Source organism: Synechococcus lacustris Maggiore-St4-Slac, assembly GCF_024345595.1.
Classification (GTDB): Bacteria; Cyanobacteriota; Cyanobacteriia; order PCC-6307; family Cyanobiaceae; genus Synechococcus_D; species Synechococcus_D lacustris.
Map to the genome: position 1 here is coordinate 162,667 of NZ_JAGQBK010000002.1, position 22,629 is coordinate 185,295.

Sequence of the window (22,629 nt, forward strand, 5' to 3'; positions counted from 1 at the left end):
TAAGCAATCAAAAACTAGATATTATTTTTTAATTTACAGCCTCCGTCAGCCACACTTGATGCATGCTTAGAAACAAAGTTAATTATATGACTTGAAACTTCGTCGCCATCAGAGATTTTATCCCATATGGAATTATGATCACGATTCTTGATGTCCACTAAACTCACATTAGCAAAGCCAACATCCTTGAGATTTGCTACAAATCGATACTTCTGATCTCGCCTCCATTCTTCATCGCCATCGGCAATGATTGCCAACCAAGGCATCTTAGGGGAGGAGGTTCTGCCCCAAAACTGAGGAGTGGTAGAAGCGCTTTCCCAAAATTTCGGATCCTCGCCCCAAACATCTTTAGGCCTATTGGGAGCAACTAAATCAACATCATGAAAAGCACTCACGGGAATAGCCCCACTTATTGCATTCAACTTAAGATCATGCTTAGCCAAATAATCGCCGTTAAGTGCTAGAAGAGTAATAAGATAGGCGCCAGCAGAGTGGCCAATAATATAAATTAAGCTTGGATCTCCACCATAGCTAGATATATTCTTTTTTGTCCAAGCGAATGCAGCTGCCACGTCTTCCACATGGGCTGGATGAGAAACCTGCGGCGAAAGTCGGTAGTTAATTACAGCGGCAGCAATTCCAGAAGCCGCAAACAATTTACCTTTTTTGACGTCTTCACTTTTATCCCCTTTCCTCAAGCCACCTCCATGCACAGACATCAAAGTAGGAAAACATTTAGATTTTGATGGAATATACAAATCAAGCCGCCTACGATCAACTTCTTTAGCATTGGAAGAATTTACAACTTTCACATAATTAACATCTTTAATGCTGCGCACATCCTGCTGCGCTAGCACCGCTGAAGAATACAATCCCAAGCAAATCGCAGGAAGCAAACGCAAAAGATTAATGGCCATTTTATTTAAATTAATTTAAATAAATTATTTATATCAATTACACATTAGCACGGGCTGAATGAAGAAAAAAGCGCCTGTAATCCGGATCTTTTTCAAGTAAATCCAAAAACCTATCCCGATCCAAGCGCAACAGCAATCCATCTCCCCTGGCCCTCACAGTTACGCTGCGCGGTTGATCTTCCAACAAGCCTGCATCACCAAAGAAATCCCCCTCCTCAAGCACCCCCTGCTTCACAGGAATTCCACCCCAAAGATCAGCCTGCAACATCTCTAGGGTGCCTGCCACCACCACATAAAAACTATCGGGGGCATCCCCCTCTCGAAAAACCTCTTCCCCAGGACGCACCCGATCGCTCACAAATTCGGAGGCAAGCCACTCCAATAAAGAAGGCTCCACCCCTTCAAATAAGGGAATAGAAGCCAACCTTGCCGCAGTAATGCGCACCCGTTGGCCGGCCCGCAGGTCAAAACCGCCCATCTGGCGATGCCAAAAAGAGGCATAAAGCCCACCCGCTGCCAGCAGGCCATGGTGTGAACCCTGTTCCACCACCCTGCCGGCTGCAATTACAGCCACTTGGTCCATGGTTGCAGCGGCGCGCAAACGATGCAAAACAGACACCACGGTGCGCCCTTCCCCCAAGCGGGCAAGGGTTGCATTAATCGCTTGTTCCGTTGCTGGATCTAAAGCACTAGTGGCCTCATCTAAGAGCAATAAATGCGGATCCCTCAGTATTGCCCTGGCAATGGCAATTCGTTGGCGTTGCCCACCCGACAATCTGCCACCATCGCTACCCACAGGCGTATTTAAACCTTGGGGTAGTGCTTCGATAAAACTACCCAATTCAGCCGCATAGGCAGCTGCAGTTACCTCAGCGCTGCTGGCATCAAGGCGGCCCAGTTGAATATTTTCTGCGATCGTAAGATTAAAAAGCACCGGTTCTTGCGGCACTAGGGCCACCTGTTTCAACCATTGCTCCCGGTTGAAACTAGCTAGCGGCAAACCATCCACCAGTAGATCACCTCCCTGGGGATGCAATTGCCGCAGCAGCATTTTCAGCACCGTGCTCTTTCCGCCACCGCTTGGGCCCACCAGGGCAAGGGAGCTGCCAGCTGGAATCTGTAAACAAAGATCCACAAGGCCGCCACCCTCGGCATAGCGATATTGGATTTGATTTAACTCAAGGCCGATTCGTAAAGGCGGAGGAGCTAACAGCGCTTGCTCTTTTTCTATCAGCCCATGCCTATTAGGTATTTTGCGCTCGAGTAAATCCAAAGCGGTGCTGGCCGCTTGCAGGGGCAGCAAAAGGGGACCCAATTGCCACATGCCACTAACGAGGGCCGTTGCAATCCCAAGGGCAGCCACCAATTGGCCAACACTTAGTTGTTTATTCAGCACCAACCATGTGCCCAAAGCAAACACACTCACCAAAGTGAGCAAAGCAGAGGCAGTGAGGGCAGCATTTTGCAATCCCGAAACAGTGCCCACCTGCAAACCCTTGCGCTTCAGGGCGTGGTTGCGTTTGCCAAATTCCATCCGGGTGGCCTGGCCTAGGCCAAATAAATCAACCAATTCACGGCTGCGCAGCCGTTCCATGGCAAATTCCAACAACAGGGCAGCTTTTGCAACCCTTCCCTCCTCACTGCGGGCCAGGGCAGGGGTAAATGCCACTTGGCTTAATAGCAGTAGGGGAGTGAGCACCACCGCCACAAGGGCAAGCCGCCAACTGATATGGAATAGCAACAACACACTGAGCACAAGTTGCGCCAGGGTCCAGATATATAAGGGGAATTGCACCACCACTACGTTTTCGATGGTGGGGATCTGTTGGGCCAACAGGGCCTGTTCCTCCCCTTCCAAACCTCTTTCTCCAGGGGCCTTTAACTCCAGCAGTTGTTGAAATAAATGCTCCCTAAAATCATTGCCCAGTTCACCGCCAAGGGCAGCAAATAGTCTCACCTGCAAACCATTGCAGCCAACCGCTAACAACAACCACAAACAGGGCAACACCAACAGTGGTATGGCCCTGGCTGGTTCCCCAGGGGTGATTGCCCTATCGATCACCAGTTGTAACAACACAGGGATCCCCACCATCAAAAGGGGATCGGGCAACACAGCCAAAATGGCCAGCAAAACCTTGGGGCGTTGCTTACCGAAATAGGGCCAGAGGCGCAGGGGCAGCGCCAGGGCAGCCATTGGTTTAGAGCATTCGGCAACCCACTAATAGCGAGAATCCAGCTCAGTAATCAATTCAGTAATCAATAACGCTGCACTGAGGGATCTATCTCCTGGCTCCAGGCATCAATGCCACCGCTGATATTGGTGCCCTCAATGCCATGGCGAGCTAAAGCGATCAAGGCCTTAGCGCTGCGACCTCCCAACTTGCAGTGCACATATAAACGCTTACCCCTGCTCATTTCTTGCACACGCCCAATGGCAGTGCCATCTTCAATGGAATCCAAAGGCACTAAAACAGCACCAGCGATTACTGCAATCTGAGCTTCCGGCGGATTGCGCACATCCAATAGCAATATGTCTTCAGCGCCACTATCTAATAGTGCCTTAAGATCTGCAACACTTATGCTTGCCACAGAGCCGGATTCCTCCTGGCCAGGGGCACTGCCTCCAACGCCGCAAAACATCTGATAATCAATCAATTTTTCAATCACTGGTCGCTCCTTAGCGGGACGCAACTTAAGTTCTCTAAACTTCATCGCAAGGGCATCAAATAGCAATAATCTGCCGCTTAATGTGGTACCAATCCCGGTGATAATTTTAACAGTTTCCGTGGCTTGGATTACACCGATAATTCCAGGTAAAACCCCAACCACTCCCCCTTCAGCGCAGGAGGGCACCATGCCTGGAGGTGGTGGCTCGGGGAAAAGATCTCGATAGTTGGGGCAACCTGGCTCCAGGTTAAATACCGTTGCCTGGCCTTCGAAACGGAAGATGGAGCCATAAACATTTGGCTTACCTAAAAGCACACAGGCATCATTAACGAGATAACGGGTTGGAAAGTTATCAGTGCCGTCGCAAATAATGTCGTATGGCTTCATTATCTCCAGGGCATTTTCACTCGTTAATGCGGTTTCATATAGGTCAACTTGGCAGTGGGGATTGATTTCATGAATTCGATGTTTTGCCGATTCAATTTTTGGTTTTCCAACCCAACTGGTTCCATGGATCACCTGCCTTTGCAGGTTGCTGTGATCCACCACATCAAAATCAACAATCCCTAAACGCCCCACCCCTGCAGCAGCCAAATAAAGCAGTAGCGGTGAGCCCAATCCCCCAGTACCCACACACAACACAGAAGCAGCCTTCAGGCGCTTCTGACCCTCCATGCCCACCTCAGGCAGGATCAAATGCCTGGAAAAGCGTGCGATCTCATCTGGGCACAAACTGATTTCACTAGTGTTGAGCGGAAGCATCGCTGCAGGTATTGGTGCCAACGGCACCTAGCTAATCCAATTGTCCCAAACAATCAGCCAATGCCCATGGAGTAGAAGCACACCTGGTTAAACCACGAAGTTCTCGATAACTTGACCCCAGCATCCATTCCAAAAAGTCCATGACGGAGCCCAGCGAAGTGAACATCGACGCTCAGCCAGTGGACAGCAGCACAGCTGAAAACTCCAATCCCCTTGGGGATTTAGGCGGTGCCGCCGCTGATTTCAAAGAGCGCTATAGCGACGTGCTCGGCAAGGTAAATAACGCTCTTGATGGCGTTAATTGGGCCCAGATGGGTCGCATCGGTAAATCCGTTGGCATCTTGGTGGCCGTGATCGTGGCCCAGGTGTTGATCAAAGGCGTGCTCGACACCATCAATCTTTTACCTGTGGTGCCAGGGCTGCTGGAGCTTCTCGGTTTAGTGGTGGTGGGTAACTGGAGCTGGGGCAACCTGCGCACCAGCACCAAGCGGGAAGAACTGGTGCAGCGGATCACCAAATTGCGTCAGGAATACTTGGGTTGAATCAATCCCCCTGGGATGTGGTGGTAGTTGGGGCCGGCATTGCTGGCCTCACCGCTGCTGCCCTAGCAGCAAAAGCTGGCTCACGGGTGCTGCTACTTGAAGCCCATAACCAAACTGGTGGTTGCGCCGGCACTTTTAGGCGCGGACCATTCACCTTCGACGTTGGTGCCACCCAAGTTGCTGGCCTTGAACTGGGGGGTAGCCACCAAAGGCTTTTTGGTGAGCTCGGCGTAAAACTTCCCAATGCAGCCCCCCTTGATCCCGGCTGCGTTGTGGATCTAAACGATGGCCAGCGGCCAGTGATGCTCTGGCGTGATCCCAAGCGCTGGCAACTGGAACGCAAACAACAATTCCCTGGCAGTGAAGCCTTTTGGCAGCTTTGCGCTGGGCTGCATCATTGCAACTGGGCTTTTGCTTCCCGCCAACCCATCCTGCCGCCACGCAACGGCTGGGATCTGCTGCAACTGCTTAAGGCCGTTGGCCCCGGCAGCCTGGCAAGTGGGCTTTTTATCGGCAACAGCGTGGCTGATTTGCTCAGGCTTTGCGGTTGCCCCAACAACAACGCCAATCGCAGGCTCTGGCGCTTTTTAGATCTACAGCTGCGCCTTTATTCGCAAGAGTCTGCTGAGAACACCGCTGCCCTTTATGGCGCAACTGTGCTCAACATGGCCCAGGAGCCCCTGGGGCTCTGGCATCTTGAAGGTTCAATGCAAGCCCTAAGCGCTGGTTTAGAGCAAGCACTCACAAACCAATCGGGTGAGTTGCGCCTCGGCCATCGCGTTGAAAAGTTGCGTTTCATTGATGGCACCTGGCAAATCAGCGGTCAAAGCATCGCTAAGCAAAAATTTGAGCTAACGAGCGCCCATGTGGTGTGCAGCCTTCCACCCCAGTGCCTACCAGGGCTGTTGGGGGAGCAGCTGCCTGAGTTCTATGCCAAGCGGCTCGCAAGCTTTGCTGATCCATCAGGTGCTTTGGTGCTTTATGGCGCAGTAGAGCGGCAATGCTTACCGCAGGATTGCCCCGGCCACTTTCAGCTCGATTGGCAACAGCCGGGTTCAGTTTTTGTTTCGATCAGCAGTGATGGTGATGGCCGCGCCCCGAGGGGCAAAGCCACGGTTATCGCCAGTGTGTTTACTCCCGCCAAACAATGGTTTGACCTTGATCCCAGCTCCTATGCCAGCAAGAAACAAGAAGCACAACTGGGCATAGAAGCAGCCCTAGGCCAGTTGCTTGGGATTGGCCCCAATGATTGGATTCAACGCGAACTATCAACCCCCAGGGGTTTTGCCCGCTGGACGGGGCGACCCTATGGATTTGTTGGGGGCTTAGGTCAACGGCCTAGGCATTTTGGTCCATTTGGCCTTGCTAGCCGCACACCCTTAAAGCGTCTTTGGCTATGCGGTGATGGCATCTATCCGGGGGAGGGAACCGCTGGGGTGAGTTTGTCTGCGGAAATGGCAGTGAAACAACTATTGGCTTCTGGGGATTAGCTGTGCTGATTGGTTGAATTCAGAGAAATTCTGGCCGCAAGGCCTGGCCACGGCTCAGATGTTGTTCCAATTGATCCCACTGCTCAGCTTCGATTAATTGGCCTATCAACTTGAGTTCTTGGTTGTATAAATCGAGCGCGGCCATAAGAGCAACCCGATTTGATTGGGCAATTAAACGACCCAACTGGGGGTTGCCTCCACCCACCCTTGTGGTGTCTGCAAAACCACTGGAGGCCAATTGCCGAGCCAGGTGGCCTCCAGTGGCAGCTGATTGCAGCAGAGCTGCCCCAGCTAGCACCGGCAGGTGGGAAATCAAGGCAACTGCTTGATCATGCGCTTTGGCATCGCAATACACAGGCTTTGCCCCAAGGGCTAAGGCCAGGGCTTCCACCAACTCCACGGCCGTGGAATCCTCTTGCCCTGAGGGGCTAATTACCCAGGGGCGCCCCTGGAATAGTCCCGCCACTCCAGCTTCCACCCCTGCCGCTGCCGTGCCCGCCATGGGATGGCTTGGCACAAACCGCGGCAAGCGCGAGGCAAGGGCTGCCGCAACAGGTGCTTTAACCGATCCCATATCAGTAATTACTGCCCCAGGGGGCATGGCCTGCACCAGGGCTTCATTGGGGGTAATCAATTGATCTAAAGGCAGTGCTAACACCACCAGGCCACAGTTTTGCAAATGAACTGCGGAAATATCCACCGCGTCTACCAAACCCCTTTCCTTGGCCCGGGTAGCAGTTGCTTGGCGATGCACCCAGCCATTCACCACAAAGCCAAGCCCACGTAAATCAAGGGCCAGGGAGCCACCCATCAAACCCAAACCCACCACACCAATGGGTGCGCCAGCAAGGAGAGTTTTTAGCTGCTGCACCGGATCGAGCTTGGTTGCTGTCATTTTTGGCACGGTGCTGAGGGAAAAGAGGCCATAAAAAGGGGTGCGCTTGGGCAGCTTCCTACGATTGCGCTGCTCAAATTGTGTGAATGCTGGAAGCCCAGGCCCACCTTCGCTTAAAGCAACTGCTTAAGCAGGGTGGTGGATCCAGCTGGCCCCATCACCTAACCCTCACCCGTTTGGTGGCACGCAGCCTGAGGCGGGGGGACCACAGCCTATTTCCAGTGAGTGCCACGGTGGATCGCCCCTGGCTGCTGGGCTTGCTCCTACCGGTGTTGATGGCAAACCATCCGGTGCTGTTGGTGGCAAGTGAAGCTTTACAGCGGCGCTTGCTGCAACGGGAACTGATGTTGCTAGCCGAGGTGGGGTTGCGTCGCCCCCTGTGGCAGGGCATCAATCCACCCCATGAACCTGGGTTATGGATGGTTAGCCCAGCTGAATTAGTGCAGATCTGGCGGAGCGGCAATCTTGGCGAATATCAATTGGTCTGCGCTGAAGCAGAGGAATTGGAGGAACTACTGCGCCAAGGGCAAGCAATTCGTTTAACGCCAAAGGATTGGGATCAATTGGGCAGGGCTAAACCGGAGCTAGCTCAAACCTTGTTGGTTTTACATGAACGCTTGAGCCGGCAATTGCTCAATCGCCCCATTGGCCGCAGCCCGAGTGTTGCGATTGCCGCTGAACAGGAAGCACCCTTACGGCTCTTATTGCAAGGGGTGGAGGGGTTGCCTGAACTCTGGCAACACTGGTGCAAAAGCGATTCACAGCAATGGACCAGCTGGGCGATAACCGAACCGCAGCTGCTGCAATGGAGCTTGGAACGCCAACCGCTTAAACCGCTGGAAAGCCTCAATGGTTTGTTGCTGCAGCGGGGGGCAATTTTGGTGGGTTCTTTGATGCCCCATGGCAAAAGACTGCAAGACCTTGGCCTACGCGAACCGGTATTGGTGCCACTCCACACGCCAGAACGGCAAACGGCCATACCCCTCTATGCCCCAAGGCTGCAGGCGCTGCCAAACAGCCCCTTATTTCCAGAGCAACTTTTGAGCCAATGTAGGCGGCTGGTGCTGGGTCAAATAGGGCTTTCGGTGGTTTTAGTAGACGACAATCCCTTGCGGCAATGGCTGACCAGTGCTCTGGCGGCAGAATTTGGCAGGCGGGTAGACCACGAGCAAACAGCACCGGAAAGCAATGGGGTGATCTGCTGTAGCTGGAGCTGGTGGCTAGCCCACCATCAGCAATTGCCTGCACCAGGCCAACTAATCGTGGGATTGCTGCCGATTGCAAGTTTGGAGGATCCCCTCACGGCAGCTCGGGTAAACGACCTACGGCAGCAGGGGAGGGATTGGTTCAGGGAGCTATTACTGCCGGAAGCGATCGAAAAATTACAAAGGGGGCTTGCACCGCTCCGCGTTAGGGAAGCCGGGCGGCTGGCGATGCTGGATGGAAGATTGCGGGGTAGGGGTTGGGGCCAAAGGGTATTAGAAGCGCTAGAGCCCTTCGAGCCACTGGAACGACTATTGCCGTTCTAGTGGCCAGTTGCACTGCCACACTGCAAATAAGCCGATAAAAAAGCATGGGTGAAGCCCGCCGTCGCTCCAGCCAGGGATTACCCCCTAGGCAAACCAAAAAGGCTGCGCCTAAAGACGACTCCCCCCGCATTATGGCCTGGCTACCGCTAACTCAAAACCAAGCCCGTGAGTTTGTAAGCCTCACCAGCAAAGGCGCCTGGGTTGGCATCGGTGCCATGGCATTGCTCTGGATCACCGTACGTTTTATTGGCCCAGCCGCTGGCTGGTGGCAGCTCTCCGATGGCTGAGCCGGTGCCGTTCCCCACACATTGCAAACCCACTAGGTATTTACACTCCCAAAATCAAAAGAAATCATTAGGATGGGGCAACTTCAGGTGTTACCTGTGTTCCTACGTTTATCCGCCCAGTACCAAGACTTAGTAAAAGATCTGGTTCTCAGCCTGAGGGCCCTGGCCGACACCCTTAAAAAAGAAGGTGTTGCCGCCAGCTGCTACTCCTGCGGTGATGACGGCAGCCATGGCGCCTCCTTCGTTGCCGACCTACTTGATGGCCATGCGGTGCGGTTTCTGGTTTCTGATTGCGGAATCAGCTGGATGGAGATGCGCCACGGGGTAGAGCTGGTGAAACTTGAAGGAGCTGAAGCAATCCAAGAACTGGATCGCCTCAGCAAACACCTGCGCAGCATCCAAAGCAAAAGGCGCTCTGGAAAGCAAGCGCAAATCCCCGCAGCCGCTTCAGCTCGCCTCGGCTAAGGCCGCAGAGCCGCTGGAATCTTCACTAACGCCCCGCTCAGATCCCTCCTTACGTTTTGCTGCAGCCACAGCAAGAGGTTTCATTGAATTAGCGGTTACATCCGCCCCCTCAGTGAGTTTCTGACGGGTTTTAACTTCAATAACTTCTTTGGCTTCAGGGTTTTGCTCAAGCCAAGTGATCGTGTTGTCACGACCCTGGCCAACGTTGTCTCCGTCGTAGCTATACCAAGCACCCTTGCGAATCACCACACCGGTTTCTTCCGCCAAGTCGAGTAGGCAACCCAAGGTGCTGATGCCGCGGCCAAAAAGGATGTCGAACTCAGCGATGCGGAAGGGCGGTGCAACCTTATTTTTTGCCACTTTCACCTTGGCGCGAATTCCATATTCCTCAGTTCCCCGCTTGAGGGTTTGAATCCTTCTGATATCAAGCCGCACGGAGGCGTAAAACTTCAGCGCATTACCACCGGTGGTTGTTTCAGGGTTGCCATAGGCAATGCCGATCTTCTGGCGCAACTGGTTCAGGAAGATCACGGTGCAGCCGGATTTGCCGATGTTGCCGGTGATTTTTCGCATCGCTTGGCTCATCAAACGGGCCTGACTACCTACCGCCAGATCACCCATTTCCCCCTCAATCTCAGCCCTTGGAGTGAGGGCCGCCACGGAATCCACCACCACGATGTCTACGGCAGCGGAACGCACCAGTTGATCAACGATCTCAAGGGCCATTTCGCCAGTGTCTGGCTGGGACACCAACAGATTTTCGATATCCACCCCCAGGGAGGCCGCATACATCGGATCGAGGGCGTGTTCAGCATCCACAAAGGCAGCCACGCCGCCCCGCTTCTGCACCTCGGCAATGGCATGGAGGGTGAGGGTGGTTTTACCGGAACTCTCCGGGCCGTAAACCTCCACAACCCGACCCTTTGGATAGCCGCCACCAAGGGCGAGATCAAGGGTGAGGGCACCAGTGGAAATGGTTTCAACCCGCATGCGGGAAGCATCCCCCAAGCGCATGATCGAACCTTTACCGAAATTGCGCTCGATCTGGTTCAACACAAGCCCTAGGGCTTTCTCTCGCTCCCCGGCGGAAGGTGCACCAGCTTGGAGGGAACCAGCCGTGGGTGAGCTGGCTTGGGATTTCGAATCAGCGGTCATGGGCTACTCAGCAGCAAAGAAAAAGTGGCTAAATCAAGTGAAAACAGATAGCTCCGGAATATCCGGGCATCGTGCAACCACCAGGAGAGAAGTGCCACCCAAGCCGCCCGGTGTATCGATCGGCAGGGGCAGAACTGGTTAGTTCAAATGTATTGTAACAAATCAGGGCCAATCGTCTAGGGGTTTCGCCAGGGTTTCAGGGTTGAGCAGCCCAATCCGTGCCGGTAGGTGGTCTTTGTCTTCAGGCAGCAGGTAGCCCCAGCTCACCAGCAGGCAACTCACTTGCTCCAATCCTGGGGTTTCCAACACCTCCTCGAGGGTGAGGCGGCGATCCTCTAAAAATCTCCAAACGCTCTGCCCCGTTCTCCGTTCAGCCAGCAAGCGCCTTAAAACTGAGGGCTTAGGCCCCTGTTCGCGGCCATAAACGGCAGCCGGCTCCAAGCCATGGGCTTGCAGCAACTCGCGGGTGAATTCAGCACTTTTAGTTGTAAGCACCTGCCAGGGCTCACCATCCTCCTGAAAACGCCACAAGCGCTCCTGCATCCAGGGGTAAACCCGATGCCTAGCCAGCCAACCTTCACGGTTGCTTGCAATCGCCTCTTGCCGCACCTGGTCGAGCAATTGGGTTAGTTGTGCCTGCTTCCAGCCAAGCAAGGCAAGACTTGCCTGCAGAGCCGAGCTGTAATTGCGCTGAAAATCGGCTTGGGGTAGGGCCTTTCCAGCCACTAAAGCTGCCAGCACCGGCATTTCCCAACCAGCCAAAACCCTCGGGCGCAGGGCTGTAAATAAGGCTGGAATCGCCTCAGGCAGGGGTTCGAGGGAGGGGAGCAAACGCAGGGCGCAGCTCCTGGCGGCCCACCAATATTCCGCCATGCCATCGATCACCACCCCGTCGAAATCGGTGATCAGCACAGGGATCCCCCAATAAAAAAGTCAGCAAAGGTAACTAAAAACTGGGTCGCTAGGATTCGAACCTAGGAATGGCGGTACCAAAAACCGCTGCCTTACCGCTTGGCGACGACCCATTGGAGCGGAATCAGGCCCATAACTGCCTGACGAGCTCTTATATAGCCATAAAAGGCCACCCAGCGTCAAACCCTTAGCCCAAACAGCCCAGCTATTCAGCTGTCAACTTTGCACCGTGGTGGCGCAACAAGCGCTCTAGGGCCCGTTGCACCTGGGTCAAACTATTGGCCTTGATCACATGGATTGGCACCCCGCCATCGCGGGCCTCTCGCCGCACCTCCGGGTTCAAACCCAATTGCTGCCGGCCGGCTAATACCGCGTCAGCAAGGGGAAGTTCATCGGCCAATTGCACAGGCCAATGGCGACTGCGGGCCGCCTGCAACACCAGCCGCGGGGCAATGCCGCAGCAATAAACCCGCAGGGGTGCAGTTGTTGGCTGCAATGGTTTCAACACTGGCTTTAAAACCGGCTTGGCCGGCCGCAACAGCAGGCGCGGCAAGGGCTGCTCCACCCTCAAGCAACCCTTGCTATCCACGCTGCGAATTTCAGGCTGGGCTGCATCACCCCGGAGCAAGCGATCTACGGTGGCGGCCACATCTGCGTGCACCAGCCAGCGGCTGCGGCTATGCATCTCCACCGCGAGGGGAAAAGTGGGGGCAGCAGAGCGCTCTAAAACCGCCTTGCGGCTTCCCCTGCGGCGGGCTTCATCATCCCCAAGCGTTACAGCTTGAATGCCGCCTACCAGGTCGGAAAGGGTTGGATTGCGCAACAAATTTTCTAAGGCGTTGCCATGGGCGGTGGCCACCAGCTGCACCCCCCGTTCCGCGATGCTGCGGGCAGCAAGGGCCTCCTCGGCGGTGCCGATCTCATCGATCACGATCACCTGAGGCATGTGATTTTCCACCGCTTCAATCATTACCCGGTGCTGCCACTGGGGTTTTGCCACCTGCATGCGCCTGGCGCGACCGATGGCCGGATGGGGCACATCGCCGTCGCCGGCGATTTCATTACTGGTATCAATAACAACAACCCGCTTAGCAAATTCATCGGCCAACACCCTGGCAATTTCCCTTAGGGCCGTGGTTTTACCAACCCCTGGCGGCCCCAAAAGCAGCAGTGATTGGGCTGAATCAAGCAGATCCCGCACCATTGCCACGGTTCCTGAAACTGAACGCCCCACCCGGCAGGTGAGGCCGATCACCACACCAGAGCGGTTACGCAAGGCACTGATTCGATGCAAGGTGCCTGCAATGCCAGCCCGGTTGTCACCACCAAAAGCCCCCAGTTGATCGATAACAAATTGAAGATCCTCGCCACTGATTGGCTTTGATCCCAAATCAACGCAACCATTTAGGTAGCGGGCCTCAGCTGTTCTACCCAAATCAAGAACCACCTCCAGCAGGCCCTCCCGCTGGGCTGCCGTTGCCAGATGGGGTTGAAACGAAGGGGGAAGCACCGCCAGAAGGCGATCCAAATCATCGGTAACCCGATGTTCCTTGATCGTTACCGCAATGGACGTTTGGCCAGCTGCTGCGAACACAATTCCAGTTAGGGCCAGATCCCCACTGGTTTTAGCAGGCCCAGAGCTGCTCCAGGGAGCGTTGCGCCTGGGGCCAGAGGTTTGGGCAATTAAGAAGCCGTTGCCCGCCCAGCTCTGCCTCCAGCAAAAAAGGTTGCAATAGGGAGCGGGCACTACCCCCGTAGGCGATGCCAGCAATCCCGCCACGGGCGGGGGTAAGGGGAAGCTCAAGCCGCTGCAAACGCCTGCGGCTATCAGCATTGGTGCCCCCAGCCAGCTGCAGGCAACCCGGTGGCAAAGAGCGGCGCCACCGCTCCAGCAGAGCAATGGCGCCTTGGGCAGTGCCCGCTCCAATATCACCACTCATCGGCCGCCCATCCAATTGCCACAACCAAGGCCAACCGGATTGTTTTAGGTGGCCGTGCAGCTGCCAGAGGTAAGCCGCGTATGGCAACTGGCCAGCTCCAACAACACCGGCATGGCAACTCACAGCCAAAAGTTTGAGGGGTAAGCCACTGGCCTTTAATCCCGCCAGCAATTGGACAAAGGCCTCGCCGCGGCCAACGGCGGTGTGCACTTCGATGGCATCGGGTTTCAGCTCCTGCAAAAGTTGCAAAAGTTGGGCACTATCAAGCTTTATCGCCTGCTCTTGGATCAAATCCAAGGGGCATATCGATAAACAACGGCCACAGCCATAACAACGTTCAGCAATAACGCCGCAGGCGGCATCTATCGCCCTCGCCGGACAAACAGGGATGCAGGGTTTTGGACAATCGCTTGGGCATAGCTGGGGATCAAATACGGCTTTACGAAAGTGGGGATCAGCGCCGTCGTTGAGGCTGAGCATCAACCAGGGCCGGCGGGGCACTCCCTGGTTGAGGGCCCAATCAATTCCGCGCTTAACGGCAGCCACCACGCCGAAATCAGCAGCCACATCAAGGCAATGGGCGCCTGCCATGGTGGCCAAAGCAGCCTGATCTTCAAGGCCCTGCAGGTCGTGGTTGCTCGCACCACCAATCCACTTAACCCAGCACCCTTTGGCTAGGGCTTCTTTGGGATCAAGCCATGGCTCAGCTGATGCCAAGGTCTGCCAGGGGTTGCCAGCGCAAATTGCGAGAACCACCCATTTCGAGCACAAAATGCAAGCGGGGCTCCCTTTCACAAAGGGCCAGCAGGCTGCTGCGCTCCGCCGCCGATAAAACTTGGCCTTCCAGCAACCAAATCAACACGGGGTTGGGCCCTGAAAGGGCTGGGCCCAGTTGGGGCATCACCATTTGAACCTCCCCCACAGCAGCTTCTTTACCAACCCTTTGATGGCCCAGGTGGGGAGGGCGGATGCCATGGAGACCAAGCAAAAACACCTCTGGATCGCCCAAGCCCCGCACGGAACTCAGCTCGGTGTGATAACCGCAGGCCCGCATGCGCCTCAGCAATCTGGTTTCAGCACCACCCTCCAATGGGGCATATAAGGCCAATGCTTTGGATCGCTCCAGATCTCGGCGGAAAGTGCGGCCGCTGAGCAGCAGGGGCATGGGGGGCACCAGCAATTGAACAGAGTGTGGCAGGGATGGGGGCTAACTCCCATGGGTTAGGATATTTGCTTGCGCATTTGATGTTGCGCCCGAGCGCTAGCCGGGCCTCCAATTTCAATGCTAGGAGCCATCAGAGTTGATGGCCTCCTTTTGGCCAGTGCAGGTTCTGAGTTTTCAGAATTTGCCGGGAAACTTGCACCGGAATTCCTCCCCTAAGGGAAATCGCGGTGATCAGTCTCAGCCACCCCTGTCCTGAAACTTTTTCAGATTCAGACAGATCCCTGCCGGCTTCAACGGTTTTCCGTTGGGGGCTGGCTATTACAGCTGGCGTGTTTCACCTCCCATGTCTATCGGCATTCTTGGGAAGAAATTGGGCATGTCCCAGTTCTTCGACAACGAAGGCAAATCCATTCCGGTCACTTTGATCGAAGCGGGTCCCTGCCGCATCACCCAAGTCAAAACCCCAGCCAACGACGGTTACACCGCTGTTCAAATTGGTTTTGGCGACATCCGCGAAAAACTCGTAAACCGTCCTGCCCAGGGTCACCTGAGCAAATCCGGTAGCGAGCCCCTGCGCCACCTCAAGGAATACCGCGTCGATTCCATCGATGGGGTTGAACTTGGCGGCGATCTCACAGTTGAAGCCTTCAGTCCTGGACAGAAGGTAGATGTGAGTGGCGACACCATGGGCCGTGGTTTTTCCGGATTGCAAAAACGCCATGGCTTTAGCCGTGGACCCATGACCCACGGTTCAAAAAACCACCGGGAACCTGGATCCATCGGCGCCGGCACCACCCCTGGCCGGGTTTACCCCGGTAAGCGGATGGCTGGTCGCTACGGCGGCACCAAAACCACCGTTAAGGGTTTGGTTGTGCTGAAGGTTGATACCGAACGCAACCTCTTGGTGGTGAAGGGCTCAGTTCCGGGTAAGCCGGGAGCCCTGTTGAGCATCCAACCCGCCAAGCGGGTTGGCTCCAAGGCCGCATCGTGAGGGAGGGAACCATGGTTAATTGTGTAATTCGCGACTGGCAGGGCAAGGAAGCCGGAAAAGCTTCCCTGGATCTAGCCGTTGCCAAAGAAAGCTCCGCCGCCAACATCGTTCATCGCGCAGTGGTGCGGCAGCTGGCCAATGCCCGTCAAGGCACCGCCAGTTCCCTCACCAGGGCCGAAGTGCGTGGTGGTGGCCGCAAGCCCTACAAGCAAAAAGGCACTGGTCGAGCCCGTCAGGGTTCGATCCGCACCCCCCTGAGGCCAGGTGGTGGTGTGATTTTCGGCCCTAAGCCCCGCTCCTACGAGCTGTCCATGAACCGCAAGGAGCGGCGCCTAGCGCTGCGCACTGCGCTCATGAGCCGCAGCGCCGACCTAGTGGTGGTGAAAGCCTTCGGCAGCGAACTGGCAAAACCCCGCACCAAAGATGTGGTGGCTGCCCTCGAGCGCTGGGGAGTTCCCCAGGGCACGAAGGTGTTGCTGGTGGTAGCCGAACTGGCCAGCAGCGTGAAGTTGTCCGTGCGCAATCTGCCCACGGTGAAACTTATCGCTGCTGATCAACTAAACGTTTTTGATCTCCTCAATGCCCAAAAGCTTGTGGTGAGCGAAGACGCCCTTGTGAAGATCCAAGAGGTGTATGGCAATGGCTGAACGTTTTAGCGATCGCCTGGCGGACGTAATCCGTCGGCCCCTGATTACCGAGAAGGCCACCCGCGCCCTCGAGCTAAATCAGTACACCTTCGAAGTAGACCCCAGGGCCGCCAAGCCCGACATCAAGGCCGCAGTTGAGCATCTCTTCTCGGTCAAGGTAATTGGGGTTAGCACCATGAATCCACCGCGCCGCACCAGGCGGGTGGGTCGCTTCTCCGGTCGCCGCGCCCAGGTCAAAAAGGCCGTGGTGAGGTTGGCCGAGGGCAGCAGCATCCAGCTTTTCCCTGAGTCGTAAGGAGCGCTAACCATGGGAATCCGTAGCTATCGCCCCTATACCCCCGGCACTCGCACCCGGGTGGTTAGCGATTTCAGTGAAATAACCCGGCGCAAGCCGGAACGCAGCCTGGTGGTGGCAAAACACCGCCGCAAGGGCCGCAACAACCGCGGTGTGATCACTTGCCGTCACCGCGGCGGTGGCCACAAACGCCTCTATCGAATCGTTGATTTCCGCCGCAATAAGCACGGTGTTGTGGGTCGGGTGGCCGCCATCCAATACGACCCCCATCGCAATGCTCGCCTCGCCCTCCTCTATTACACGGATGGTGAAAAGCGCTACATCCTCCACCCCGCTGGAGTGGTGGTGGGTCAGGAGGTTGTTTCCGGTCCCGATTCACCGATAGAGGTGGGCAATGCCCTTCCCCTATCTGCCATCCCCCTTGGTTCAAGCGTCCACAATGTGGAGCTATATGCCGGCAGGGGTGGCCAAATGGTGCGCACCGCCGGGGCCAGCGCTCAGGTGATGGCAAAAGAGGGGGATTATGTCGCCCTCAAATTGCCCTCCACTGAGGTAAGGCTTGTGCGCCGCGAGTGCTACGCCACTTTGGGCGAAGTAGGTAACGCCGAAATCCGCAACACCAGCCTGGGCAAGGCAGGTCGCAAACGTTGGCTGGGTCGCCGGCCCGAGGTTCGCGGCAGTGTGATGAATCCCTGCGACCACCCCCACGGTGGTGGTGAGGGACGCGCCCCCATTGGTCGCTCTGGTCCTGTTACCCCTTGGGGTAAACCCGCCCTGGGCTACAAAACCCGGAAGCGCAACAAGCCCAGCAACCAATACGTTCTCCGCAAGCGTCGCCGCATCTCCAAGCGGAGCCGTGGCGGACGGGATTCTTGATGACTTACCTCTGCCCGCTGATCGCTTAAACCGCCATGGGACGTTCACTAAAAAAAGGACCATTTGTTGCCGACAGCCTTCTCCGCAAAGTGGAGAAGAACAACACTGCCGGAGAAAAGCCTGTGATCAAAACCTGGTCACGAGCTTCAACAATCCTGCCGATGATGATCGGCCACACCATTGCCGTTCACAACGGCAAAACCCATGTGCCGGTCTACGTGACCGAGCAAATGGTTGGCCACAAACTGGGGGAATTCGCCCCCACGCGCTCCTTCCGGGGCCACATCAAGGACAAGAAAGGAGCACGTTGAGATGGCCAAAACAATCCTCACCCCAAACCAAGCCCTTGCCCACGCCCGCTACGTGCGGGGTTCCGTGTCCAAGGTCCGCCGTGTGCTCGATCAAATTCGGGGTCGGAGCTACCGCGACGCCCTGATCATGCTCGAGTTCATGCCCTACCGCTCCACCGGACCCATAACCAAGGTGCTGCGGTCTGCGGTGGCCAATGCCGAGCACAACCTCGGCATCGACCCCGGCAGCCTGGTCATTTCGATGGCCAGCGCCGACATGGGACCTTCCATGAAGCGCTTTCGGCCCCGCGCCCAAGGGCGGGCCTACGCGATTAAGAAACCCACCTGTCACATCTCCATTGGTGTGACTCCCCAAGACGCCTAAAGACCGATGGGACACAAAATCAACCCGACCGGCCTGCGCCTGGGGATCACCCAGGAACATCGCTCCCGCTGGTACGCACCCGCCCGCACCTACCCCACCTTGCTCAAGGAAGACGAGCAGATTCGTCTGTTCGTTAACAAGAAGTACGCAGCTGCTGGCATCAGCAGTGTGCTCATCGCCCGCAAGGCAGACCAGCTTGAGGTGGAACTAAAAACCGCCCGCCCTGGTGTGTTGGTGGGTAGGCAAGGCAGCGGCATCGAAGAGCTTCGTGCCGGAATCCAAAAAACCATCGGAGATACCACCCGTCAGGTGCGCATCAACGTGGTTGAGGTGGAACGGGTAGACGCGGATTCATTCCTGTTGGCTGAATACATCGCCCAACAGTTGGAAAAACGTGTGGCCTTTCGCCGCGTAATTCGCATGGCCGTTCAACGGGCCCAGCGGGCAGGAGTGCTTGGTTTGAAAATTCAGGTGAGTGGGCGCCTAAATGGTGCCGAAATCGCCAGAACGGAATGGACCCGCGAGGGCCGTGTTCCCCTTCACACCCTGCGGGCAGACATTGATTACGCCACCAAAGTGGCCAGCACCACCTATGGGGTGTTGGGCATCAAGGTTTGGATTTTCAAAGGTGAAGTTCTGCCAGGGCAAAAGGAGCAGCCCCCTGTGGGAGCCGCTCCCCGTCGCCGCACCAGTCGGCGGCCCCAAGATTTCGAAGATCGCTCTAACGAGGAGTGAGGGAGTCCTAAACCATGCTTAGTCCACGTCGCGTCAAATTCCGCAAACAACAGCGAGGTCGCATGCGCGGCATCGCCACCAGAGGCAACACCATTGCCTTTGGTTCGTTTGCCCTCCAAGCCCAGGAATGCGGTTGGGTTACCGCTCGGCAGATCGAAGCCAGCCGCCGTGCCATGAGCCGCTTAACCAAGCGGGGAGGAAAAATCTGGATTCGGATCTTCCCAGACAAACCCGTCACCATGCGGGCTGCGGAAACCCGGATGGGCTCCGGCAAGGGCAACCCAGAATTCTGGGTTGCAGTTGTTAAGCCAGGTCGAATTCTCTTTGAGATGGGTGGCCCTGAAATCAACGAAGCCTTGGCTAAACAAGCCATGCGTCTCGCCCAATACAAATTGCCGGTGAAAACCAAATTCATCGTCAAAGCGGAAGAGGAGGCCACCACGGAGGCCGCCGCTGAACCCATCGCAGTGGAGTCTTAAACCATGGCCCTACCCGAAATCGCCAACCTGCGCAGCCTCAGCGACGGCGAAATTTCAGAACAGATCAGCGGCACCCGAAGGGAACTGTTTGATCTGCGTTTCCAGCAGGCCACCAGCCGTCTGGAAAACCCCCACCGTTTCCGCCATGCCCGCCTCAAGCTGGCCCAGCTACTAACGGTGCAAAAGGAGCGCTCCAGCTCCATTGCCGCCCTCTGACCCCCTAAAAACCATGGCACTCAAAGAAAGGGTCGGCACCGTCGTTAGCGACAAGATGGACAAAACGGTGGTGGTGGCGGTGGAAAACCGTTTTCCCCATCCCATCTACAAAAAGACGGTTAGCCGCACCACCAGATACAAGGCTCACGATGAGGAGAACCGTTGCCAAATCGGCGACAAAGTCCGCATCACCGAAACTCGCCCCCTCAGTCGCACCAAGCGCTGGACGGTGGCCGAGATCATGACCACCCTCCTAGGGGCCCGCTGAGCTAAAACCCATGATTCAGCAAGAAACCTATCTAAACGTTGCCGACAACAGCGGCGCCAAAAGGATCCAATGCATCCGTGTATTGGGAACCAATCGGCGTTATGCCCACGTTGGTGATGTGATTGTTGCCGCCGTTAAAGACGCCATGCCCAACATGGGCGTGAAAAAGTCTGATGTGGTTAAGGCAGTAGTGGTGCGCACAAAGCACACCCTGCGCCGGGATACCGGCAATTCGATTCGCTTCGACGACAACGCCGCAGTGATTATCAATGCCGACAACAACCCAAAGGGCACGAGGGTTTTTGGCCCCGTGGCTAGGGAATTAAGGGAACGCAATTTCACCAAAATTGTTTCCCTTGCTCCGGAGGTGATCTGAAATGGCCGCCTCCACCCCCACCCGGATCAAGATGAAGATCCGCAAGGGCGACACCGTTCAGGTGATCACCGGCAAAGACAAGGGTAAAACCGGCGAAGTAATTCGCACTTTCCCCTGGGAGAACCGTGTTCTTGTTCAAGGGGTAAACCTAAGAACCAAACATGTGAAACCCACCCAAGAGGGTGAATCCGGCCGAATTCTCACCGAAGAAACATCCCTGCATGCTTCCAACGTGATGGTTTATTCCACCTCTAAACAGGTGGCCAGCCGCGTGGAACTCGTTGTCGATAAAGACGGCAACAAAAAGCGCAGGCTCAAGAAAACTGGGGAATTTCTTGATTGAGGCCCCAGCCTCCGCCCACCAGTTAAAGCCCCCCTTCTGGCTCTGACCCAGTCCAGAGTCATCACCAAAACCCCGCCATGTCTCTCAAAACTCGCTACCGGGAAGCGATCCAGCCAAAGCTGCTCAAGGATCTCAACTTTTCCAATATCCACCAGGTTCCCAAAGTGGTGAAAATCACTGTGAACCGTGGATTAGGTGAAGCGGCAACAAATGCCAAGGCCCTTGAAGCATCCCTAACTGAAATCGCCACTATCACCGGCCAAAAGCCGATGGTTACCCGCGCCAAGAAAGCGATCGCCACTTTCAAAATTCGCGCTGGCATGCCGATTGGCATCGCTGTAACCCTCAGGGGCGACAGGATGTATGCGTTTTTAGAGCGCTTGATCAATCTGGCCTTGCCACGGATCCGCGATTTTCGCGGCGTAAGTGAAAAGAGTTTTGATGGCAGGGGTAACTACACCCTTGGAGTTCGGGAACAGATCATCTTTCCTGAAATCTCCTTCGACAAAATCGACGCCATCCGGGGCATGGACATAACCATCGTGACCAGCGCCCGTAACGACGAAGAAGGCCGCGCCCTTCTCCGCGAGATGGGGATGCCGTTCCGCAGCAACTGATCGCCCTCGTTCCGGAAACCGCTATGGCCAACCACGACCCAATTTCAGACATGCTCACTCGCATTCGTAATGCCTGTGAGAAACGTCACCCAACCACCCGCATTCCTTCCTCTCGGATGTGCCGCAGCATCGCCAAGGTGCTGCAGCAGGAGGGCTTCATCTCCGAAATCGCCGAGGAGGGCGAAGGGGTGAGCAAGGAGCTTGTGCTCTCCCTCAAATACAGCGGCAAGCAACGCCAGCCCTCAATCCGCTCAGTGCAGCGGGTGAGCAAGCCAGGTTTGCGCATCTATAGCAATCGCCGCGAGCTTCCCAAAGTATTGGGGGGCCTGGGGGTTGCAATTATCTCAACCTCGAAAGGGGTAATGAGCGACCGCACCGCCCGTAAAGAAGGCGTGGGCGGTGAAGTGCTCTGCTACGTGTACTGATCGGAGAACAAACCATGTCACGCATAGGAAAAAATCCGATCCCCCTCCCCGACAAGGTGTCTGTGGAGATCAATGGCCTCGCCGTAAAGGTGAAGGGTCCCAAAGGTGAATTGAACCGTGTGTTACCTGAGGGTGTAGTTGTCACCCAAGCGGAAAACATTCTCACCGTGGCCGCCCTAGATGGCACCCGCCGTTCGAGGGAGCGTCACGGCCTTTGCCGCACTCTGGTGGCAAATATGGTTGAAGGTGTATCGAAAGGATTCACCCGCAAATTAGAAATTATTGGGGTTGGCTATCGCGCTGCTGTAAAAGGCACAACCCTTGTTGTTAACGCTGGCTATAGCCACCAGGTGGAAATTGAACCTCCCACCGGGGTAACTTTTGCGGTGGAAAACAACACTCAGGTGATGGTTTCCGGGGCAGATAAGGAGATTGTGGGCAATGAAGCCGCCAAGGTTCGCGCCATCCGACCACCGGAGCCCTACAAAGGCAAAGGGATCAAATACGAAGGCGAACGCATCCTTCGTAAGGCCGGAAAGACCGGCAAGAAATAAAGCCGCTCTCCTGTACTTCCAATTCCTGCCATGTCTTCCACTTCCCGCAAACAGCAAACCCAACGCCGCCACCGGCGGCTCCGTCGCCATCTCGAGGGCACACCGGATCGTCCACGGCTTGCTGTTTATCGATCCAACGAGCACATATATGCTCAAGTGATAGATGACGCCGCCCAGCACACCTTGGCGGCTGCTTCCAGCCTCGATAAAGACCTGCGCACTGGTTTACCCAGTGGCTCCAACTGTGATGCTTCCATCGCCGTTGGCCAGCTGGTTGCCAAGCGTGCCCTTGCCAAAGGCATCCAACAGGTGGTCTTCGACCGCGGCGGCAACCTGTACCACGGTCGGGTGAAAGCCCTTGCCGAAGCTGCCCGGGAAGCGGGCCTTAAGTTCTGATCCTGCGAAA

General features: G+C 55.8%; 30 protein-coding genes and 1 tRNA gene. 21 read left to right on the forward strand and 10 right to left on the reverse strand.

All coding sequences use genetic code 11. The features are described 5' to 3' along the window. Positions 1-14 precede the first annotated feature (14 nt). The 3 genes from KBY68_RS02585 to moeB form a co-directional block, all read right to left on the reverse strand. Complete coding sequence (locus KBY68_RS02585; protein ID WP_255095805.1) at positions 15-917, reverse strand: alpha/beta hydrolase; 903 nt, start codon at positions 915-917, stop codon at positions 15-17. Positions 918-954: 37 nt separating this feature from the next. Next, positions 955-3,111, reverse strand: a complete 2,157-nt coding sequence (locus tag KBY68_RS02590) for an ATP-binding cassette domain-containing protein (protein ID WP_255095806.1) — start codon at positions 3,109-3,111, stop codon at positions 955-957. A 62-nt stretch (positions 3,112-3,173) separates the two neighbouring features. Then, entirely contained in the window at positions 3,174-4,346 is a 1,173-nt protein-coding gene (moeB, locus tag KBY68_RS02595) for a molybdopterin-synthase adenylyltransferase MoeB (protein WP_255095807.1), read from the reverse strand. Positions 4,347-4,486: 140 nt separating this feature from the next. Here moeB and KBY68_RS02600 point away from each other — a divergent pair, with 140 nt between their 5' ends. Continuing rightward, a complete protein-coding gene (locus KBY68_RS02600; RefSeq protein WP_106498689.1) occupies positions 4,487-4,888 on the forward strand; it encodes a CAAD domain-containing protein in 402 nt (133 codons plus the stop codon). Then, a complete protein-coding gene (gene crtD, locus KBY68_RS02605; RefSeq protein ID WP_255095808.1) occupies positions 4,885-6,378 on the forward strand; it encodes a C-3',4' desaturase CrtD in 1,494 nt (497 codons plus the stop codon). The genes KBY68_RS02600 and crtD overlap by 4 nt, the downstream gene beginning before the upstream one ends. Positions 6,379-6,397: 19 nt before the next feature. Here the strand turns inward: crtD and KBY68_RS02610 are convergent, their stop codons facing one another. Next, positions 6,398-7,273: a prephenate/arogenate dehydrogenase gene (locus KBY68_RS02610; protein ID WP_255095809.1), complete on the reverse strand. Its 876-nt coding sequence runs from the start codon at positions 7,271-7,273 to the stop codon at positions 6,398-6,400. A gap of 86 nt (positions 7,274-7,359) precedes the next feature. Between KBY68_RS02610 and KBY68_RS02615 the strand changes: the two genes are divergently transcribed. The 3 genes from KBY68_RS02615 to KBY68_RS02625 all read left to right on the forward strand — a co-directional run bounded on the left by KBY68_RS02615 (position 7,360) and on the right by KBY68_RS02625 (position 9,554). Further along, on the forward strand, positions 7,360-8,802 hold the full coding sequence (locus KBY68_RS02615; protein WP_255095810.1) for a helicase: 1,443 nt from the start codon (positions 7,360-7,362) through the stop codon (positions 8,800-8,802). Between the two features lie 44 nt (positions 8,803-8,846). Continuing rightward, positions 8,847-9,089: a DUF2839 domain-containing protein gene (locus tag KBY68_RS02620; protein WP_255095811.1), complete on the forward strand. Its 243-nt coding sequence runs from the start codon at positions 8,847-8,849 to the stop codon at positions 9,087-9,089. A 96-nt stretch (positions 9,090-9,185) separates the two neighbouring features. Further along, complete coding sequence (locus KBY68_RS02625) at positions 9,186-9,554, forward strand: DUF1815 family protein (RefSeq protein ID WP_106498738.1); 369 nt, start codon at positions 9,186-9,188, stop codon at positions 9,552-9,554. Here the strand turns inward: KBY68_RS02625 and recA are convergent. From recA to ndhN, 6 genes are all read right to left on the reverse strand, one after another. Next, positions 9,537-10,709 (reverse strand): recombinase RecA, encoded by a 1,173-nt coding sequence (gene recA, locus KBY68_RS02630; protein WP_106498685.1) that lies wholly within the window; start codon positions 10,707-10,709, stop codon positions 9,537-9,539. The two genes, KBY68_RS02625 and recA, sit on opposite strands and share 18 nt — an antisense overlap. Before the next feature lie 162 nt (positions 10,710-10,871). Then, entirely contained in the window at positions 10,872-11,621 is a 750-nt protein-coding gene (locus KBY68_RS02635) for an HAD family hydrolase (RefSeq protein ID WP_255095812.1), read from the reverse strand. A 41-nt stretch (positions 11,622-11,662) separates the two neighbouring features. Further along, positions 11,663-11,734: transfer RNA gene (locus KBY68_RS02640), tRNA-Gln, on the reverse strand. Between the two features lie 92 nt (positions 11,735-11,826). Beyond that, positions 11,827-13,176 (reverse strand): AAA ATPase domain-containing protein, encoded by a 1,350-nt coding sequence (locus KBY68_RS02645; RefSeq protein ID WP_255095849.1) that lies wholly within the window; start codon positions 13,174-13,176, stop codon positions 11,827-11,829. A gap of 70 nt (positions 13,177-13,246) precedes the next feature. After that, positions 13,247-14,317, reverse strand: coding sequence for a Light dependent period protein LdpA domain-containing protein (locus KBY68_RS02650; RefSeq protein WP_255095813.1), 1,071 nt, complete (start codon positions 14,315-14,317; stop codon positions 13,247-13,249). After that, positions 14,265-14,726 carry an NAD(P)H-quinone oxidoreductase subunit N gene (gene ndhN, locus KBY68_RS02655; protein WP_106498682.1) on the reverse strand — a complete coding sequence of 154 codons (462 nt, stop codon included), beginning with the start codon at positions 14,724-14,726 and terminating at the stop codon, positions 14,265-14,267. The genes KBY68_RS02650 and ndhN overlap by 53 nt, the downstream gene beginning before the upstream one ends. Positions 14,727-15,069: 343 nt before the next feature. Here ndhN and rplC point away from each other — a divergent pair, with 343 nt between their 5' ends. The 16 genes from rplC (at position 15,070) to rplR (ending at position 22,619) form a co-directional block, all read left to right on the forward strand. Then, positions 15,070-15,717, forward strand: coding sequence for a 50S ribosomal protein L3 (gene rplC, locus KBY68_RS02660; RefSeq protein ID WP_106498681.1), 648 nt, complete (start codon positions 15,070-15,072; stop codon positions 15,715-15,717). An 11-nt stretch (positions 15,718-15,728) separates the two neighbouring features. After that, positions 15,729-16,364, forward strand: a complete 636-nt coding sequence (gene rplD, locus KBY68_RS02665) for a 50S ribosomal protein L4 (protein WP_106498680.1) — start codon at positions 15,729-15,731, stop codon at positions 16,362-16,364. Then, a complete protein-coding gene (locus KBY68_RS02670) occupies positions 16,357-16,659 on the forward strand; it encodes a 50S ribosomal protein L23 (RefSeq protein WP_106498679.1) in 303 nt (100 codons plus the stop codon). Before rplD ends, KBY68_RS02670 begins: the two co-directional genes overlap by 8 nt. 12 nt (positions 16,660-16,671) lie before the next feature. Continuing rightward, positions 16,672-17,535: a 50S ribosomal protein L2 gene (rplB, locus tag KBY68_RS02675; RefSeq protein ID WP_106498678.1), complete on the forward strand. Its 864-nt coding sequence runs from the start codon at positions 16,672-16,674 to the stop codon at positions 17,533-17,535. Positions 17,536-17,570: 35 nt separating this feature from the next. Next, a complete protein-coding gene (rpsS, locus tag KBY68_RS02680) occupies positions 17,571-17,846 on the forward strand; it encodes a 30S ribosomal protein S19 (RefSeq protein WP_106498677.1) in 276 nt (91 codons plus the stop codon). A 1-nt stretch (position 17,847) separates the two neighbouring features. After that, positions 17,848-18,210, forward strand: a complete 363-nt coding sequence (rplV, locus tag KBY68_RS02685) for a 50S ribosomal protein L22 (protein WP_106498676.1) — start codon at positions 17,848-17,850, stop codon at positions 18,208-18,210. A gap of 6 nt (positions 18,211-18,216) precedes the next feature. Beyond that, positions 18,217-18,945, forward strand: a complete 729-nt coding sequence (gene rpsC, locus KBY68_RS02690) for a 30S ribosomal protein S3 (RefSeq protein WP_106498675.1) — start codon at positions 18,217-18,219, stop codon at positions 18,943-18,945. A gap of 14 nt (positions 18,946-18,959) precedes the next feature. Beyond that, positions 18,960-19,424 carry a 50S ribosomal protein L16 gene (gene rplP, locus KBY68_RS02695; protein WP_255095814.1) on the forward strand — a complete coding sequence of 155 codons (465 nt, stop codon included), beginning with the start codon at positions 18,960-18,962 and terminating at the stop codon, positions 19,422-19,424. Between the two features lie 3 nt (positions 19,425-19,427). After that, positions 19,428-19,640 (forward strand): 50S ribosomal protein L29, encoded by a 213-nt coding sequence (gene rpmC / locus KBY68_RS02700; RefSeq protein WP_106498673.1) that lies wholly within the window; start codon positions 19,428-19,430, stop codon positions 19,638-19,640. Positions 19,641-19,653: 13 nt separating this feature from the next. Then, positions 19,654-19,908: a 30S ribosomal protein S17 gene (rpsQ, locus tag KBY68_RS02705; protein ID WP_106498736.1), complete on the forward strand. Its 255-nt coding sequence runs from the start codon at positions 19,654-19,656 to the stop codon at positions 19,906-19,908. 10 nt (positions 19,909-19,918) lie between these two features. After that, positions 19,919-20,284 (forward strand): 50S ribosomal protein L14, encoded by a 366-nt coding sequence (gene rplN / locus KBY68_RS02710; protein ID WP_106498672.1) that lies wholly within the window; start codon positions 19,919-19,921, stop codon positions 20,282-20,284. Positions 20,285-20,315: 31 nt separating this feature from the next. Next, on the forward strand, positions 20,316-20,627 hold the full coding sequence (gene rplX, locus KBY68_RS02715) for a 50S ribosomal protein L24 (RefSeq protein WP_193464796.1): 312 nt from the start codon (positions 20,316-20,318) through the stop codon (positions 20,625-20,627). Between the two features lie 77 nt (positions 20,628-20,704). After that, positions 20,705-21,244, forward strand: a complete 540-nt coding sequence (rplE, locus tag KBY68_RS02720; RefSeq protein WP_106498670.1) for a 50S ribosomal protein L5 — start codon at positions 20,705-20,707, stop codon at positions 21,242-21,244. Between the two features lie 23 nt (positions 21,245-21,267). After that, complete coding sequence (gene rpsH, locus KBY68_RS02725) at positions 21,268-21,669, forward strand: 30S ribosomal protein S8 (protein WP_106498669.1); 402 nt, start codon at positions 21,268-21,270, stop codon at positions 21,667-21,669. A gap of 14 nt (positions 21,670-21,683) precedes the next feature. Beyond that, positions 21,684-22,223, forward strand: a complete 540-nt coding sequence (rplF, locus tag KBY68_RS02730; RefSeq protein ID WP_106498668.1) for a 50S ribosomal protein L6 — start codon at positions 21,684-21,686, stop codon at positions 22,221-22,223. Between the two features lie 30 nt (positions 22,224-22,253). Further along, positions 22,254-22,619, forward strand: a complete 366-nt coding sequence (rplR, locus tag KBY68_RS02735) for a 50S ribosomal protein L18 (protein WP_106498667.1) — start codon at positions 22,254-22,256, stop codon at positions 22,617-22,619. Positions 22,620-22,629: the final 10 nt, after the last annotated feature.

Bases quoted from the DNA above. Each gene is read 5' to 3' on its own strand.
- rplP (WP_255095814.1), top strand. From the start codon at position 18,960: ATGCTTAGTCCACGTCGCGTCAAATTCCGCAAACAACAGCGAGGTCGC.
- KBY68_RS02670 (WP_106498679.1), top strand. From the start codon at position 16,357: ATGGCTGAACGTTTTAGCGATCGCCTGGCGGACGTAATCCGTCGGCCC.
- rpsC (WP_106498675.1), top strand. From the start codon at position 18,217: ATGGGACACAAAATCAACCCGACCGGCCTGCGCCTGGGGATCACCCAG.
- recA (WP_106498685.1), bottom strand. From the start codon at position 10,709: ATGACCGCTGATTCGAAATCCCAAGCCAGCTCACCCACGGCTGGTTCC.
- KBY68_RS02610 (WP_255095809.1), bottom strand. From the start codon at position 7,273: ATGACAGCAACCAAGCTCGATCCGGTGCAGCAGCTAAAAACTCTCCTT.
- KBY68_RS02615 (WP_255095810.1), top strand. From the start codon at position 7,360: ATGCTGGAAGCCCAGGCCCACCTTCGCTTAAAGCAACTGCTTAAGCAG.
- rplN (WP_106498672.1), top strand. From the start codon at position 19,919: ATGATTCAGCAAGAAACCTATCTAAACGTTGCCGACAACAGCGGCGCC.
- rplB (WP_106498678.1), top strand. From the start codon at position 16,672: ATGGGAATCCGTAGCTATCGCCCCTATACCCCCGGCACTCGCACCCGG.
- rplV (WP_106498676.1), top strand. From the start codon at position 17,848: ATGGCCAAAACAATCCTCACCCCAAACCAAGCCCTTGCCCACGCCCGC.
- rpsS (WP_106498677.1), top strand. From the start codon at position 17,571: ATGGGACGTTCACTAAAAAAAGGACCATTTGTTGCCGACAGCCTTCTC.
- moeB (WP_255095807.1), bottom strand. From the start codon at position 4,346: ATGCTTCCGCTCAACACTAGTGAAATCAGTTTGTGCCCAGATGAGATC.
- rplF (WP_106498668.1), top strand. From the start codon at position 21,684: ATGTCACGCATAGGAAAAAATCCGATCCCCCTCCCCGACAAGGTGTCT.
- rplR (WP_106498667.1), top strand. From the start codon at position 22,254: ATGTCTTCCACTTCCCGCAAACAGCAAACCCAACGCCGCCACCGGCGG.
- ndhN (WP_106498682.1), bottom strand. From the start codon at position 14,726: ATGCCCCTGCTGCTCAGCGGCCGCACTTTCCGCCGAGATCTGGAGCGA.
- KBY68_RS02600 (WP_106498689.1), top strand. From the start codon at position 4,487: ATGACGGAGCCCAGCGAAGTGAACATCGACGCTCAGCCAGTGGACAGC.
- rplX (WP_193464796.1), top strand. From the start codon at position 20,316: ATGAAGATCCGCAAGGGCGACACCGTTCAGGTGATCACCGGCAAAGAC.
- KBY68_RS02590 (WP_255095806.1), bottom strand. From the start codon at position 3,111: ATGGCTGCCCTGGCGCTGCCCCTGCGCCTCTGGCCCTATTTCGGTAAG.
- rpsH (WP_106498669.1), top strand. From the start codon at position 21,268: ATGGCCAACCACGACCCAATTTCAGACATGCTCACTCGCATTCGTAAT.
- rplE (WP_106498670.1), top strand. From the start codon at position 20,705: ATGTCTCTCAAAACTCGCTACCGGGAAGCGATCCAGCCAAAGCTGCTC.
- rpmC (WP_106498673.1), top strand. From the start codon at position 19,428: ATGGCCCTACCCGAAATCGCCAACCTGCGCAGCCTCAGCGACGGCGAA.
- rplC (WP_106498681.1), top strand. From the start codon at position 15,070: ATGTCTATCGGCATTCTTGGGAAGAAATTGGGCATGTCCCAGTTCTTC.
- rplD (WP_106498680.1), top strand. From the start codon at position 15,729: ATGGTTAATTGTGTAATTCGCGACTGGCAGGGCAAGGAAGCCGGAAAA.
- KBY68_RS02620 (WP_255095811.1), top strand. From the start codon at position 8,847: ATGGGTGAAGCCCGCCGTCGCTCCAGCCAGGGATTACCCCCTAGGCAA.
- KBY68_RS02585 (WP_255095805.1), bottom strand. From the start codon at position 917: ATGGCCATTAATCTTTTGCGTTTGCTTCCTGCGATTTGCTTGGGATTG.
- rpsQ (WP_106498736.1), top strand. From the start codon at position 19,654: ATGGCACTCAAAGAAAGGGTCGGCACCGTCGTTAGCGACAAGATGGAC.